Source organism: Salinibacterium sp. CAN_S4 (assembly GCF_015752305.1).
Taxonomy (GTDB): domain Bacteria; phylum Actinomycetota; class Actinomycetes; order Actinomycetales; family Microbacteriaceae; genus Rhodoglobus.
In genome coordinates this window covers 1-14691 of the sequence record NZ_JADOVB010000005.1, presented here as the reverse complement: position 1 = coordinate 14691, position 14691 = coordinate 1, and the positions used below count along the sequence as shown (strand labels likewise).

At 62.3% G+C, this 14691-nt stretch carries 15 protein-coding genes and 1 pseudogene; 11 read left to right on the top strand and 5 right to left on the bottom strand.

Annotation, left to right across the window (positions count from 1 at the left end; genetic code table 11):
* The first annotated feature begins 49 nt into the window (after positions 1-49).
* Entirely contained in the window at positions 50-745 is a 696-nt protein-coding gene (locus IWX81_RS12310; RefSeq protein WP_199281632.1) for a GntR family transcriptional regulator, read from the top strand.
* Positions 746-760: 15 nt separating this feature from the next.
* Here IWX81_RS12310 and IWX81_RS12305 read toward each other — a convergent pair whose 3' ends face one another.
* Positions 761-1795 (bottom strand): substrate-binding domain-containing protein, encoded by a 1035-nt coding sequence (locus IWX81_RS12305; RefSeq protein WP_199281631.1) that lies wholly within the window; start codon positions 1793-1795, stop codon positions 761-763.
* 413 nt (positions 1796-2208) lie between these two features.
* Between IWX81_RS12305 and IWX81_RS12300 the strand changes: the two genes are divergently transcribed.
* The 9 genes and pseudogenes from IWX81_RS12300 (at position 2209) to IWX81_RS12260 (ending at position 11882) form a co-directional block, all read left to right on the top strand.
* On the top strand, positions 2209-3702 hold the full coding sequence (locus IWX81_RS12300) for a family 43 glycosylhydrolase (protein ID WP_199281630.1): 1494 nt from the start codon (positions 2209-2211) through the stop codon (positions 3700-3702).
* A gap of 289 nt (positions 3703-3991) precedes the next feature.
* Positions 3992-4144, top strand: a pseudogene (locus tag IWX81_RS12295) (hypothetical protein); the annotation flags it as partial.
* A 336-nt stretch (positions 4145-4480) separates the two neighbouring features.
* Positions 4481-5794 carry an ABC transporter substrate-binding protein gene (locus tag IWX81_RS12290; RefSeq protein ID WP_334594094.1) on the top strand — a complete coding sequence of 438 codons (1314 nt, stop codon included), beginning with the start codon at positions 4481-4483 and terminating at the stop codon, positions 5792-5794.
* A 71-nt stretch (positions 5795-5865) separates the two neighbouring features.
* Entirely contained in the window at positions 5866-6753 is an 888-nt protein-coding gene (locus tag IWX81_RS12285; RefSeq protein WP_199281629.1) for a carbohydrate ABC transporter permease, read from the top strand.
* Positions 6750-7589: a carbohydrate ABC transporter permease gene (locus tag IWX81_RS12280; protein ID WP_199281628.1), complete on the top strand. Its 840-nt coding sequence runs from the start codon at positions 6750-6752 to the stop codon at positions 7587-7589. The genes IWX81_RS12285 and IWX81_RS12280 overlap by 4 nt, the downstream gene beginning before the upstream one ends.
* Positions 7590-7629: 40 nt before the next feature.
* Complete coding sequence (locus tag IWX81_RS12275; protein WP_199281627.1) at positions 7630-8667, top strand: LacI family DNA-binding transcriptional regulator; 1038 nt, start codon at positions 7630-7632, stop codon at positions 8665-8667.
* A 14-nt stretch (positions 8668-8681) separates the two neighbouring features.
* Positions 8682-9653 carry a glycosyl hydrolase family 32 gene (locus IWX81_RS12270; protein WP_199281626.1) on the top strand — a complete coding sequence of 324 codons (972 nt, stop codon included), beginning with the start codon at positions 8682-8684 and terminating at the stop codon, positions 9651-9653.
* Positions 9650-10567: a PfkB family carbohydrate kinase gene (locus IWX81_RS12265; protein ID WP_199281625.1), complete on the top strand. Its 918-nt coding sequence runs from the start codon at positions 9650-9652 to the stop codon at positions 10565-10567. The genes IWX81_RS12270 and IWX81_RS12265 overlap by 4 nt, the downstream gene beginning before the upstream one ends.
* On the top strand, positions 10560-11882 hold the full coding sequence (locus IWX81_RS12260) for a right-handed parallel beta-helix repeat-containing protein (RefSeq protein ID WP_199281624.1): 1323 nt from the start codon (positions 10560-10562) through the stop codon (positions 11880-11882). The genes IWX81_RS12265 and IWX81_RS12260 overlap by 8 nt, the downstream gene beginning before the upstream one ends.
* A gap of 20 nt (positions 11883-11902) precedes the next feature.
* On the opposite strand, the gene IWX81_RS12255 is transcribed toward IWX81_RS12260, so the two are convergent.
* On the bottom strand, positions 11903-12139 hold the full coding sequence (locus IWX81_RS12255) for a hypothetical protein (protein ID WP_199281623.1): 237 nt from the start codon (positions 12137-12139) through the stop codon (positions 11903-11905).
* 119 nt (positions 12140-12258) lie between these two features.
* Between IWX81_RS12255 and IWX81_RS12250 the strand changes: the two genes are divergently transcribed.
* Positions 12259-12897 (top strand): TMEM175 family protein, encoded by a 639-nt coding sequence (locus tag IWX81_RS12250; RefSeq protein ID WP_199281622.1) that lies wholly within the window; start codon positions 12259-12261, stop codon positions 12895-12897.
* 171 nt (positions 12898-13068) lie between these two features.
* Here the strand turns inward: IWX81_RS12250 and IWX81_RS12245 are convergent, their stop codons facing one another.
* The 3 genes from IWX81_RS12245 to IWX81_RS15000 all read right to left on the bottom strand — a co-directional run bounded on the left by IWX81_RS12245 (position 13069) and on the right by IWX81_RS15000 (position 14333).
* A complete protein-coding gene (locus IWX81_RS12245) occupies positions 13069-13467 on the bottom strand; it encodes a PPOX class F420-dependent oxidoreductase (protein WP_199281621.1) in 399 nt (132 codons plus the stop codon).
* A 40-nt stretch (positions 13468-13507) separates the two neighbouring features.
* Positions 13508-13951 carry a TetR/AcrR family transcriptional regulator gene (locus IWX81_RS12240; protein ID WP_199281620.1) on the bottom strand — a complete coding sequence of 148 codons (444 nt, stop codon included), beginning with the start codon at positions 13949-13951 and terminating at the stop codon, positions 13508-13510.
* A 64-nt stretch (positions 13952-14015) separates the two neighbouring features.
* On the bottom strand, positions 14016-14333 hold the full coding sequence (locus IWX81_RS15000; protein WP_334594088.1) for a zinc-binding dehydrogenase: 318 nt from the start codon (positions 14331-14333) through the stop codon (positions 14016-14018).
* Positions 14334-14691: the final 358 nt, after the last annotated feature.

Genomic DNA, 14691 nt, shown 5'->3' with positions numbered 1-14691 from the left:
GTGTTCTTGTCTGGCATGATGAGGCTCATTCGTGGAAAGGCGGACGGTCATGGCATCCCGTGTACAGGCAGTTTCGATCGTGGATGCGGTCGCCAATGACCTGCGCAGCCGGATCCTCCGCGGGGAGCTGACGGCGGCTTCGGCCCTGACCGAGACCGACATAGCCGCCGCTTACGACGTCGCGCGCCCCACTGCCAAAACGGCAATCGAGAAACTCGTCGTTGAGGGCCTCCTCGCGCGCGGGCCGCACAAGACTGCACGCGTAACCGAGTTCGGGCCGGAAGCTGTGCGTGACATCTATTTAGCCCGGGCCTACCTCGAAAGCGAGGTGCTGCGCCGCCTGGCACGGTCCCGCACGGTGCCCGACGGGGCCGTCAGGGCGAATCTCGATATCGCGGCCGTCGCGAACGGTTCCACGATGGATGTCGTGGAACCCGACATGCGGTTTCATACGAGCCTGATCGACGCGGTCGGTAACGAGCGCATCAGCCGGATGTATCGTTCCCTCGTCGGTGAGGTGCGGCTGTGCATGACCCGAGTTCAGTCGCTGGAGCTGTTGGATACGGCCCTGATCCTGGCGGAGCATCAGCGCATCCTCGATCTGATAGGCGACGGTGACGGCACGGGCGCGGCTCACCTGCTCGACGAGCACCTCGGTCGCGCACGCGAACGCCTGGTTGCGGCCATCGGTGGCGAAGCCGGGCCGGAAGCCGATCTCCCGTCCGCGTTGACGCCGCTCACGTGACGTTCGGCCGATCACCTAACGCGGGCTAGGGCCGCTCGACTTGCGGATGATGAGAGCCGCCGGTGTGTCAAGCACGGGTGATCGATCGATCGACGGCTCGATCATCTGAAGAAGTCGGTTGACTACGACTCGACCTTGTGTGTCCCAGTCCAGTCGCACCGTGGTGAGCGGCGGCGTGAAAAAAGCCGACTCCGGGATGTCATCGAACCCGACAACGCTCATGTCATCTGGCACCCTGACTCCTCGCTCGGACAGAGCGCTGAGTGCGCCGAGCGCCATCTGGTCGTTGCCGACGACCAGGGCAGTGACCCCGCGATCGAGTGGCATCTCCATCGCGGCCAGGTAGCCAGATTGCGCACTCCAATCTCCTTCGAGCACTCCCACGATGGTGCCGTTGCGCGACGCCACAGTGTCGCGCAACGACTGAGTGCGCAATTGCGCGGCAATGAACTGAGAGGGTCCTGAAATCTCGAAAAAGCGGTCGTGACCAAGATCGAGAAGGTGATGAGCGAGCAGCCTCACTCCCACTTCGTTACCGTGCGGCGCGAGGAGCAAGTTGGGCTCGTTGAGGTCAGACTCAACATAGACGGGAACCACGAAATCGGCGTTGCGCACAGCCTCAAGCACGCTGCGCATGGGCGCGAACACGACAATCCCCGCGACGTCGGTCTGATTAATCCCAGCGATGCCATCGATAACAGACCGGTCGTTCAGCCCGATAACCGTGAGAATGTCGAGCTGGTAGCCTGCTTCGCCCGCTGCGGAATTCACACCCTGAAGAATTCTTGCCGGCCCAACATCGTCAAACCTTTCGTAGAACACAACGGCGAGGCGGTGGGATTGCAGGGTGACCAAGGATCTGGCGGCCTGATTCGGGCGGTAGTTGAGCTCGGCAATGGCAGCCTCGATTTTTTCTCGGATTGCCGGGCCAATATTGGTCTGTCCTCGCACGAGTCGAGACACTGTCTGATGGGAAACGCCCGCGTACCGGGCGACGTCATGCAGGGTCGGTTGCCTGCGACGCGGTGGTGCGCTGCTCGACTCGGTCACTGAACGCCTCCCTTACCGTGGGGCCGTAGCCAGAATAGCCCTTCGTGAAAACCGCAAGACTTTCTCGGTTCCAGTAGCGTCACTGGACTTCATGGCAGATCGCAATGACTTTTAGCAGCTCAGAGGCTCTACTGGATGGGCGGAGTAACGGCCCTTTCCCACAATCCGATCCGCGAGATTCCTTCTTGTCGATACCACGACGCCAGTCCCGCGGTTCCCCACATTGACCAAACGGACAGAGCGTGACTCCCCCGCCCGCTCCGCGATAGTTCGGGAAGAGTCCGCGAGCCGTCGACCGAGGATTCCGCACGACACTGACTCCTCGTCAAGCGATGAAGGCTTGAGTTAACGTTCACTCGGTGCCAAGATCGTCGATACGAGCCTGTCCGTGAATGGAAACAATGGAGTTCCCCATGAGATTTCGTAAACTTTTCGCCCTCTTGGTCAGCGCTGCGTTGGTCGCGATTGCCTTGGTCGCATCGGGAGCGCCTGCGGCGGCCGCGCCACGAACATCCATTCCCAACGACACGTGGTGGTACGACGCGGGCGGCAAGATCATGAGCTCGCAGGGTGGCAGCGTGCTGAAGGTTGGAAATACCTATTACTGGGTCGGTATCGAGTTCGCCACAACCGGGCAGTACCCCTTCGGTGCAGTGAACATGTACCAATCTACTGATCTCGTGAATTGGACTTTCGTGAAGGCCATCGTCACCCCTCAGACCTCGGGTGATCTCGCCAGTGGTCGTTGGGTCGGCCGCCCCGACCTCGTCTACAACCCCACAACCAGTACGTACGTACTCATCATGGAGATCGATGGGAGCGGCTCGGGCGTCGGCCCCGGCAACAAGATCGGGTTTGCCACCAGCAGCACCGTTACCGGCACGTACACCTATCGCGGCAGCACGGCCGTCAATGGCTCAACTATGGGCGATCATTCGGTGTTTGTGGATGGGCCGAATGCCTACCTGGCCTATTCCGGCGATACTCCCGGTGATGTCGGCCTGGGCGGGCGAAATGTGACAATCAACATCGCGCAACTCGCGAATGACTGGCTTTCAGTGAGACCGGCGATGTTCTCCGAGGCTAACGGTGGACACGAAGCCCCCTTCATCCTGAAGATCGGCTCCAAGTTCCACTGGTTCACATCAGGAACAAACTGGTGGGCTTCGACTGCGACACAGCACCGTGTATCGACGACGCTGACCGCGTGGCCGGCGTGGAATGCCGTCGCCACCACTCCGGCGTCTCCAGACTCCTTCAACACCCAATTCGATTTCATCATCCCGATAACGGGAACTTCTGGTACCTCTTACATCGCCGCTGGCGACCGCTACACGAACTTTCAAGGCCAGGGATACCCAGCACCAACAGGCATCGGCCGCAACGCTTGGATGCCGCTGACTTTCGCCGGCGACACCCCCACGCTCCACGGGTACTCAGACCTCACAATCAATCTTGCATCGGGAAGTCTCGGCGGCAATGCGATCGCGAATGCGAGATTTGAGAACGAAGGCGGGACCCAAACCCCAGCGAGCTGGTCTGAGTTTGGTGACAGAGCACCCACGTACACCAGGACGGGGGGAGTAACCGGAAACCGACTCACCTTTTCGAGCACCGCTAAATACGACAGCTACGTTTACCAAACGATAACAGGGCTCCGTAATGGCACCTACACATTGTCGGTGCAGATGACCGGTTCAGGTACCCACGAGTGGGCCGCCCTCATCGGGAAGCCTTCTGGCAGCCTGGAAGCTCAAGCGAACCTCAACTTCGTCGCCAGCCAATGGACCACGAGAACGGTGACCTTCACGGTCACGAATGGTTCGGCTGAAATCGGTGTTTATGTAAAGGGAACACCCAACTCGTGGATCAAGCTGGATAATTTCAGCCTCACTCGCAACCCCTAGGGCGCAGACGCCGTATCGCTCAGGCGGCCGTTCCAGAAACATGCGAATCGATCGGCGGCCACACCTTCCACAACGACGTCACCGAGGCGTGCCCGGTACCTCAAGACTCTCGGCTCGACAGGGCGCGGAGAGCGACCAACCGCCCCGACTACGTAGTACCAAGAATGCGCCAGTGAACAGGAATAAGAAAAAAATGAGCGAGCGATAGATGCCAAGGCATGCTGATGGGGTTACCGACCGGAACAGTTGCGTGGTGAATCGGCTCTGATACGGAGGCGACTACAACCCGGAGCAATGGGGCCGTGACGTTGGGGATGACGACCTACGACTCATGCGGGCCGCCGGGGTCACAGTCGCGACTGTCGGGATCCGCGAGATGCCAGCCCCTGCTGCCCGATGGCATGGACGTCCTCAAGCCCCGGTGGGATCCGGTTCATGCTGAATCACTCCCCTATTACGCTGACGTTCGACGGCGTGACTGTGCGGGCCGGGGGTTCGGTGAAGAACGCCGAGCGGTAAGCCGATACATGACGTGGGCTCCCCATAAGCACCTAAACCACTCCATCGATCAGCGCAGCCAGACCCAATGCCACACTCTTCCTCGAAGCACTTGGGCGTCTGGAGGATCGGCGAGATGTTTTGGCTCACTTTGGCATTGGACAAAGTCCCTGCCGTCACGCACACTCGTGCCAAGACGTTTTGCCAAAACGTTTGATCATCATTATGGTGGTCTCAATCACAGTGGGTAGCAGTGCTGCTACCAAAGAACGGAGTCGAAGTGACGAAGCTTCGCAAGATACGCGGGACTCGAGCTGCGTTGTTCGGAACGGCAGTGCTCTCAGTTACGGCCCTGGCCTTGACCGGGTGCGGTGCTGGCGGTGGAACTACTGGTGCATCCGATGACGAACTCACGGTTCTCGTCGAAGGCGGTGGGCTCGCAGAGCTCCAGCCGATCGCAGACCTGTACAAGGAAGAAACCGGAACGTCTGTCAAGCTCGTCGAGCTTCCCTACGACGGCCTGTATGACCGGATCCAGACCGAGCTCGGCTCGGGCAGTGTGTCGTTCGACATCGCGGCCCTCGACGCCATCTGGCTCAGTGCGTTCGCGGACGGTGTGCAGCCCCTCGACGATCTGTTCACCGACGACGTGAAATCGGACCTCTTCCCTGGCCTCGTCACCGAGGCGCAGGTCGGCGGCAACTACGTCGGTATGCCGATCTTCACCAACTCCGAGATCCTCTACTACCGCACCGACCTGTTCAATGATGAGACGAACAAGGCCGACTTCGAGGCCGAGTACGGATACCCGCTGGCACCGCCCTCGACGTGGGAGCAGTACACGGACGTCGCGAAGTTCTTCACGCGGGACACCGACGGCGACGGACAGGTCGACCTCTACGGCACCGACGTGAAGGGCGCTGTCGAGACGGAGTGGCTTGCCACTGTCTCGCAGGCTGGTGAGACCACAATGGTCCTCGATCCGGCGAGTGGCGAAGTCACGATCGATGACGCCGACCACCTCAAGGCTCTGGACTTCTACACGAGCCTGTTGCCGTATGCCCCCGCGGGCGCCGCGCAACTCGACTGGGCGGGCTCGCAGAACCTCTTCTATCAGGGCAAACTCGCCATGATGCGCTTCTGGGGTCACGCCTACACGCAGACCCCGGACGACGCAGCGGTGAAGGGCAACATCGGCGCGGCTCCGATGATCGCCGGTCCTGGCGGAATTGCCGGCGTACCCGGCGCATGGTACCTCTCGGTGCCGACCGCGACGACCAAATCGGAGGCTGCGAAGGCATTCATCGCCTTCGCGTACGAGAACAACGAGCTCTCCGTCGACACCTCGCTCGGGCTGGTCTCGCGGATTTCCGCTTTCGAGTCGCAGGCCGAGGTCGAGGGTAAAGAGAACTACCCCGCGATCCTCGAAACGCTGAACTCGCCGGCCACATACGCTCGCCCGGCCACACCCCAGTGGCAGGAGATCGTCAACACGGTTCTGACTCCGATGCTGCAGAAGGCCGTCGAGCCGGGTGCTGACAACGCCGCGCTTCTCAAGGAAGCCAAGGCTCAGATCGAAGCGATCATCAAATAGCTCGGTCCATCCCGGGGCAGTCGGTGACGTCGCCGACTGCCCCATTCCTCCTCCGTACTGAAGGATTCATCGTGCGTATCACCGACCGCCGGTTCGCCCTCCTGATGATGGCACCGGCCGCCGCCTTCCTCGCCGCATTCGTCTTGTGGCCACTCATCCGATTCATCTCCAACGGCTTCTTCGAGATCTCGCCCATCGCTGGAGGCCCTCGCGATTTTGTCGGCTTCGACAACTTCGTGGCGGCGTTTCAATCGGCGGCATTCCAGGGCGCATCCCTGCGAACCATCGTTTATACGCTCGTCGTCGTCGTGCTCGAGTTCACTCTCGGGCTCGGCGTTGCCCTGATCTTCGCTTCCCTCGGGGCTCGCTCGGCGGTCTTCCGCACGGTGTTCATGTATCCGCTGATGATCGCTCCGGTCGTGGCCGGCCTCCTGTGGCGGTTCCTGCTCATCGACAACTTCGGCATCATCAACGAGCTGCTCCGGCAGGCAGGCATCCTCCAGAGCACGAGCCAGATCGGTTGGCTCAGCGACCCGAACATCGCGCTCTTTTCCGTCGCCCTGCCGGACATCTGGCTCACCACCTCGTTCATCACCCTGGTTCTGTTCGCGGGGCTACAAAACGTTCCCGGCGACATCATCGAAGCGGCCAAGCTCGACGGCGCGCGCTTCCCGACACTGTTGTTCCGCATCATCATCCCGCTGCTGCGCCCGGTGATCGCCGTGGCCCTGATCGTTCGCGGGATCGATGCCGCACGCGCGTTCGACATCATCCTGATCCAGACGAACGGAGGACCTCAGGAAAGCACCACCACCCTCAGCCTCCTCATCTATCGAACCATGACGAGGTACGGCGACCCTGGCCTGGCCAGCGCCATGGGCACCATCTATCTCATCGCGATGCTCGTCATCGCGACCGTGGCGATCTTCGCCATCTGGCGACCAGGGAGTGACCGATGATCGGCATAGAGACGAACCGCAGGTCATCCCGGGTGCTGCTGTGGATCACCCTCGCGGTGGTGCTGGTGATCTACGGTTTCCCCTTCATCTACCTGCTGCTGACGTCGTTCAAGACTCCGCTCGACGCGATCGCGGTGCCGGCTTCGGTGTTGCCGTCACAATGGACGCTCGAGAACTACGTCGCTGCACTCACTAAGGATGGCGTGGCCCCGGCGCTGATCAATAGCGTTGTGACCGCGGTGCTGAGCACCGTGTTCTCCCTTGTGCTCGCGGTGCCGGCGGCGTACGCCATCACGCGCTACCGCACGCCCAGCGGCCGGGTGTTCGTGCTTGCGGCGCTCGTGACACGAATGGTTCCCACTATCGCGGTGGGTGCTCCCCTCGTAGAGACCATGCGAACGCTGGGACTGACCGACACGTCGCTCGGGCTCGCGATCGCCCATACGACGATCTCGCTCCCTCTGTCGATCTGGCTGATGTCCAGCTTCTTCGAGTCGGTACCGGATGAGCTCGAGGAGGCAGCGAAAGTGGATGGCGCCTCCAGACTCGGAGCCCTGTGGCGCGTGGTGCTCCCCGTGGTGTCGGGGGGTCTCGCCGTGACAGCGATCTTCGCTTTCCTCGCGTCGTGGAACGAGTTCCTGTTCTCCCTGTTGCTTACCTCGGTCCGGGCTCAGACCACACCCATCGTCATCGCCAATTTCCAAACCCAGTTCGGGCTGGACTGGGGCGCCATGACGGCGCTCGCGGCGGTCTACTCCATCCCGGTCATCCTGCTGACGCTCGCGCTGCAGCGCCACATCGTCGCGGGACTCACACTTGGCGCGGTGAAGGGATGAGCGGCACCTCGATCAACGGGTTTGGGAGGACACTGTGGCAATGAGAAGCGTAGGCATCCGAGACGTTGCCGAGCTGGCCGGTGTTTCGGTCACGACGGTATCCCACGTGCTGAACGACACCCCCCAGATGCGCATAGCCGCGGACACCCGCACACGGGTTCGCGAAGCGGCGAAGACGCTCGGATACGGTCCGAACCGGGTCGCGCAGGCACTGCGCACCAACCGGTCGGGGCTCATCGGCCTTCTGAGCGAGGAGATCGCCACCACGCCCCACGCAGGCAGGATCATCCTCGGCGCTCAAAATGCGGCACGCGAGCACGACCTCACTCTCGTGATCATCAACACCGAGCGAGAATCTGAAAATTCGCATAAAGATGACGTGCAGGCGCTCCTCGACCGGCAAGTCGAGGCGCTTCTCTACGCGACGATGTACCACCGCCAGGTGTCGCTGCCACCAAACCTGCAGGGGTTGCCCGCTGTCCTGATCGACTCGACCGACCGGGCCGGGATAGTTCCTGCCGTGGTGCCTGATGAGGTCGGCGGCGCGGTCGCCGCCGTTACCCACTTGGTGGAGGCCGGACACCGCCGGATCGCCTTCCTCAACAATGACGATGACGTACCGGCCACCCACGAACGTCTTATCGGGTACAAGCAGGTGCTGCGCGAACACGGCATTCCACTCGACGAGAGCCTTATTGTGCAGTCGCCGTCGGAAACCCTTCCGGGCTATGAGCTCGCAAGGGAGATCCTTGCGAGACCAGATCGACCCACTGCACTGTTCTGCTACAACGACCGGATGGCGATGGGCGCTTACCGGGCCGCCAGCGAACGTGGCCTCGACATACCCACCGATCTCTCGATCGTGGGCTTCGACAACCAGGAACTCATCGCGGCGAACCTATTCCCCGGCCTGACGACAGTCGCACTCCCCCACTACGAGATGGGAGCCTGGGCCGTCGAGACTCTCGTGCACCTCTTGAACGGGAGCGCTGATGGCAAAAGCCTTGCGGACACCCCCACGCGCCTGAACTGCCCCCTAGTAATCCGGGGCTCGGTCGCATCACCACGAAACATCTGAAAGGCTACAAAACCATGCTTCGACTGGCCGCATCCTGGGTGTGGGACTTCTGGATCGCCGACGATGGCGACCGCTACCACCTCTTCTTCCTGAAGGCATCTCGGGCGCTCATCGACCCCGGCCGGCGCCATTGGCGTGCCACCGTGGGGCACGCGACCTCCACAGATCTCACCACGTGGACCGAGCACGCCGATGCGATCATTCCCGACGATTCTCCGGCATTCGACGACCTCGCTACCTGGACGGGCTCGGTCGTGCGCGACGACAAAGGCCTGTGGCGGATGTTCTACACCGCCGTCAGCCGTGCGGAGGGCGGGATCAACCAGCGCATCAGTTCGGTGGTGTCGGACGACCTGTTCACCTGGCGCCGCGAAACTGACCGGCAGGTGGTTGAGCCGGATGCCCGCTGGTACGAGACGGCCGAGTCGAGGCAGTGGCCTGACCAGGCCTGGCGCGACCCGTGGGTGTTCCGTGGCGACGACGGCTGGCACATGCTCGTGACCGCGCGGGCCAACCACGGCGACCCTGACGACCGCGGCGTCATCGGGCACGCGACCTCACCCGATCTCGTCCACTGGACCGTCCAACCTCCGCTCTCCGCTCCCGGCGCTGGTTTCGGCCACATCGAAGTCGTGCAGACCGTCATCGTCGACGGTAAACCAGTCGGCCTCTTCTCTTGCCTTGGCTCGGAACTCGCCGCGGGGCGCCGCGAGACTGATCCCGTAGGCGGCGTATGGGCGTTCCCCACCGACTCCCTCGTGGGTCCTTTCCGCACGGCTGAGGCATACCGCCTCACTAGCGAAGACCTCTACGTCGGCCGACTCGTGCAGGATCGCGAGGGCAGCTGGCAGTTGCTCGCGTTCCGCAATGACGACGGCGACGGCGGCTGGGTTGGCGAAATTACCGACCCGCAGCCCGTGGGCTGGATCGACGGGCGGCTTTCGGCCGGAGTGACGACGGCCGTGCCGGAGCGGGTGCCGTCATGAACGCTGGCGCTCTGGTAGTCGGAGAGGCGCTGATAGACGAGGTACTGGAGGGTGATCGTGTCAGCCGCCACGTTGGAGGATCACCCGCAAACGTCGCACTCGGGCTCGCCCGACTGGGGGTGCCCACCCGACTGCACACTGCCATCGGGGCCGACGAGGACGGGCAGCTGATCCGAACGCTCCTGAGCGACTCCGGCGCTGCCCTCACCGAGGAATCCGTGACCGACGTCAGCACCTCCAGGGCCACGGCTACGCTCGCGGTCGACGGATCTGCGAGCTACGAGTTCACTCTGAGCTGGGACCCACGACCGCTCGACGATCTGGGGTCGCCCACCGTGATCCACACGGGCTCGCTCGGGGCGTTCCTCGAGCCTGGAAACGAGATCAGTGCAGACATCGTCCGGCGAGGTCGAGGATCGGGTGCGATCGTCACCTTCGATCCGAACATCCGACCGAGCCTCATCCGCGACGCCCTCACGGCCCGGAGCCGTTTCGAGGCCCTCGCGTCGTCCAGCCATGTCACGAAGCTCAGCGACGAAGATGCGGAGTTCCTCTATCCGAGCAGGTCGATCGACTTCGTACTCGACGCCCTGGTCGATGCGGGAGTGGCCGTTGTGGGGATCACGCGCGGGGGCCACGGCGCACGGCTCGCGAGCGGAGCCGAGCGAGTCACCGTGCCGCCGGTAGTCACCTCGGTTGCGGACACCGTCGGCGCCGGCGATTCCTTCATGTCTGCCCTCATCTGGGCGCTCATCTTCAACGGCGAAGGTTGGGATGGGCAGCCCATCCCTCAGCGGCGTCTCGAGCGCATCGGCAGCATTGCAGCAAGCGCCGCGTCTATCACCGTTTCCCGGCCGGGCGCCGATCTGCCGAAACTTGACGAACTGATCGCCGGAGGGACTGCCCGTGCCTAGTGCCAACCGATACGACATCACCGAGTGGCCCGTGGGAGACCCCACCGACGACGTCGGCGAGGTGTTCAACAGCATCATCGCCGATATCAAGAGTCGACAGACAACCGACAAGCCCGGAGCCGTGATCTACATCCCGCCAGGAGACTACCGCCTGCGCACCCAGGTGCTCATCGATATCAGCTTCCTTCGAATCGAGGGCTCAGGGCACGGTTTCACGTCGTCGAGCATCCGCTTCAACGTTCCCGAGGGCGAGTGGGCTGACCTGCACGAGCTATGGCCGGGCGGCAGCCGCATCCTCGTGGATATCCCCGTCGTTGATGGCGCCGAGGAATCCGCGGGCGCGGCGTTCTACGTCCACCGCGAGGGTAGCCCCAGGATCAGCTCTGTCGAGTTCTCGAACTTCTGCATAGACGGGCTGCACTTCGTCTCTGACGGCTCCGGAATGCACCCGGAAAACACCTACGTGAACGGCAAAACGGGCATCCACGTCGCTGGTGCCAACGATTCGTTCCGCATCAACGGCATGGGGTTCGTCTACCTTGAGCACGCCCTCACCATCTGCAATGCAGACGCGCTCTCGATCCACGACAACTTCATCGCCGAATGCGGCAACTGCATCGAACTGCGGGGGTGGGGGCAGGCGTCGAAGATCACCGACAACCTGATCGGAGCGGGCTTCAAGGGCCACTCGATCTATGCCGAAAACCACGGCGGGCTGTTGATCACCGCGAACAACGTGTTTCCCCGCGGCGCGAGCAGCGTGCACCTCGAGGGTGTCACGCGATCCAACATCAGCAATAACCGGCTGCACTCGTTCTACCCGGGAATGGTCGTGCTCGCGGAAAACAGCTCGGAGAACCTGGTGGCGTCGAACCACTTCCTGCGCGACCTCGAACCGTGGACGCCGTTCCTGGGCATCGACAACGGCCTGGACGATCTAACCGGGCTCCTTAGCATCAGTGGTAGCAATAACACGATCGTCGGGAATCACTTCTCGGAAGTGATTGATTCACGGCACATCCGACCCGTCGGCGCCACGCCCACCATCATCCGCTTGGTCTCGGGCGGCGCCAACTTCGTCTCGACAAATCACGTTGTGGCGGTCGACGTTCACGCCACGTCGGGCGGGTCGGCCTACGAAGCTCAGGTAGAGGCGCTGCTGGCAACAAGGGTCTCAGACGACCTGGCTGTTAGCACCGTCACCGTGGACGCCGGATCTGCGGGGAACACGATCCTCGATTCGGGAACCGACGCGCAGGTGGCCATGAACCGCTCGGTCAACGCGTTCAGGGCCACCCCCACCTTCGGACCGTGACAATGCGGTCCTGAGGGCGCTCATTGCGAGCATGTGATGGAGCAGCTCGCCACCGGTGGACATCCGTCGCCGAAGTCCGACGGCTTGACCATCAAGGGCGAGAGCTTCGCGCAACTATCGACGACGTGCACCTCGACATCTACCTGCCGTTCGAGTCTGAACTTGGCGGCAAGCTGCGCGTCAAAGTCGAAGTTCTCGCGGTGTAATCCGACGAGCTTTCGTTTGAGAAGTGGACGCTCCTGCGCGTCGACGTCCACAAACTGCGCGCATCGCTCCCGCAGACAGATCGACCCCCGCTGCGAGATCGAGCACGAGCTGGATTGCCGCCTCTACCGGCGCCCAGTTCTCCTCGCGGCGATCAGACCATACTGAGGGCTTGCCAACAACTCGCGGCTTGGATCGACTCGTATTCTTCACGGACGCCGTGACGGCTATCGCCATTACATTGCTCGTGCTGCCGTTGGTTGACTCTGTCGCTCAGGCCGCAGACACCGGGCAGACTGCTGAGCAATTCATGGGCGACAATTTCGCATCGATTGCAGCCTTCGAATTGAGTTTCGTAGTCATCGCGCGACTCTGGCTCGCCCACCACGCGACGTTGGAGCACGTTGGGTCATACAGTCAGGTATTTCTCTTGCTCAATCTTTTCTGGGCGTTCACCGTCGTGCTGTTGCCCCTGCCGACGGAGATGATTTCTCAGCTCAGAACGTCGCCAGCATCCGTCGGGATTTACATCGGGACGATGGCCGCAAGCAGTCTGGCTCTTACGGCAATGACGCTGCTCATTCGACAACAAGGTCAGCTGCAGGCGGACCGCAACCCCATTGAAGACCGCAGGGTTTTCTCCAGTGTCGTCATGACTCTTGGCTTCTTCGTCGCACTGATCGTGGGCGTTCTCGTGCCATCCATCAATCTGTATGCGCTCCTGATCCTTCTCCTGACAACCCCACTGCAATGGCTCTACAACCGACGAACGGTCTCAACTCGCCCAGGAGAACGCGCATCAGCGGGGTGAAGTCCGAGCACTCAGTTAAGGCAACCCCGGGCGGTTCCGTGTGCAGCCCCACACGAAGGAGGCGAGGGTCCGGATGAACGGGAAGATGATCACGACCGCCACCCACACGCCACGCTCGACGACGCGCTAGACGGTGAGCGCGATTGGAGCAGCCTGAGGCGACGGTCGATTTCAGCTCGGCGCGGCCGTGATGCGCAGCGCGACCCGCTTCTCGAGCTCAGTGCCGAGGGAGCCCTCGAGCCGGAGTATCAGGGGGTACTCGATCGGCAGCTTGGCGCGCAGCAGTTCGGTGACCCGCATGACGGCGGATGCGTCATCCAGAATCTCGGCGATACCCTCGACGGGCTGCTGGTTGGGCTTGACCTTGCCGAAGCGTCTGCACGGCACCAGTTGCACCCTCGGGTTGTTGCGCAGTCGCTTGAGCTTGCCGGAGTCCCGAGGGGTCGACACCAGCAGTGCGTCGCCGTCGCGCACAACCCATACCGGAGTGCCCACGGCCTCCCCCGTCTTGCGAAAGGTGGTCAGCAGCAGGAACCGCCGGTCGGCGAGGGCGAGGACGGGATCGGTCACGGCGTCAGCCTAGATGGTGTCTTGCCGTCGCCGTGACGATCTAGAGGATCTCGATCGTGAGCACGAGCTCGACCGCCGCGCTGATGAGCTCCAACTCCGCCGACCGGTCGAGATCAGGCCTCTCGCTCCTGAAGTCGAGCATGGTATGCACGAACGTCAACCCGGTCACGAGCGAGGCGAGCAGCACGGCGCGCTCATGCGGTCGCGACAGCCCGAGTTCGATGATCATCGGGAGCATCATTCGTCGCACGAACACGTCGCGAAGTTGCGGTGCGGCCTCAGGCTTCGTGCTGGCCGCCCGCATAATGGCGAGAATGTTGTCCGGGGACTGCTTCAGCACGGCGATCGCCTTCGGCCCGACCCCAGGCAGCTCGGCGAGCTCCTGTTCGGAGAGCTTGTCCAGGTCGTCAAGCTGCACAATTCCTACCGCTGCGAGCGCGTTGGTGGCCGGGCGACCGATCGCGGAGGGAAGCGCGTGGCTCATGCAGTGATTGTGGCGCAAAGAATCAAATGGCTCAAGGCCACGATGAGCCAGCCCGTGCGGTTCTTCAGGCCCAAGGCTTGAGGATGATCTTGCGCGTCGTGGCACGCTCCTCGATCGCACGATGGGCTGTGGCGGAGTCTGCCAGCGGATGGATGCTGCCAATCGACACGGTCATCAGACCTGACGCCACATACCCGATCACAGTCTGCAGAGCGCCGATGACGGCGTCGGGCGCGAGACCAAAAAGCGCCCTAGGGTGAAGTTGCGGATCGACTGATTCAGCAACGGACGATAGAAGAACATCTCGATCGTTTCGGGGCTCATCGTGAGGGGGCGTCCTCTGGCCCGACCGGCGGCGACCGCCAGTCGGTGGATGGGTCACAGCAACTTAGCTATCACGTACAGGATGTAAACATACCTCTTCGCAGTTGACCGCGCCGCTGACATGGACAAGCTCGATGCGTACCTCGCGACACCCACTTACCTACCTATGGGGTTGAAGGGGGAGTAAGCGTAGAAGAAGGAGTAGGCATTTGCGAGGGTGTGCTGGTGGGCGTGGAAGTTGGCAGCTCGTTGAAGCGCCTCAGGTTTTCTGCCGCTCCTTTGCGGGTTGCGGCTCTCGGTTGAGGGTCGCGTAGTGGGCTTTGAAGCGCCCCAGGTTTGATGCCGCATCCTTTTGAGTTGGAAGGATGTATGTCATGCCTAAGAAGATCGATCCCGCGCTGCGTGAGCGCGCTGTC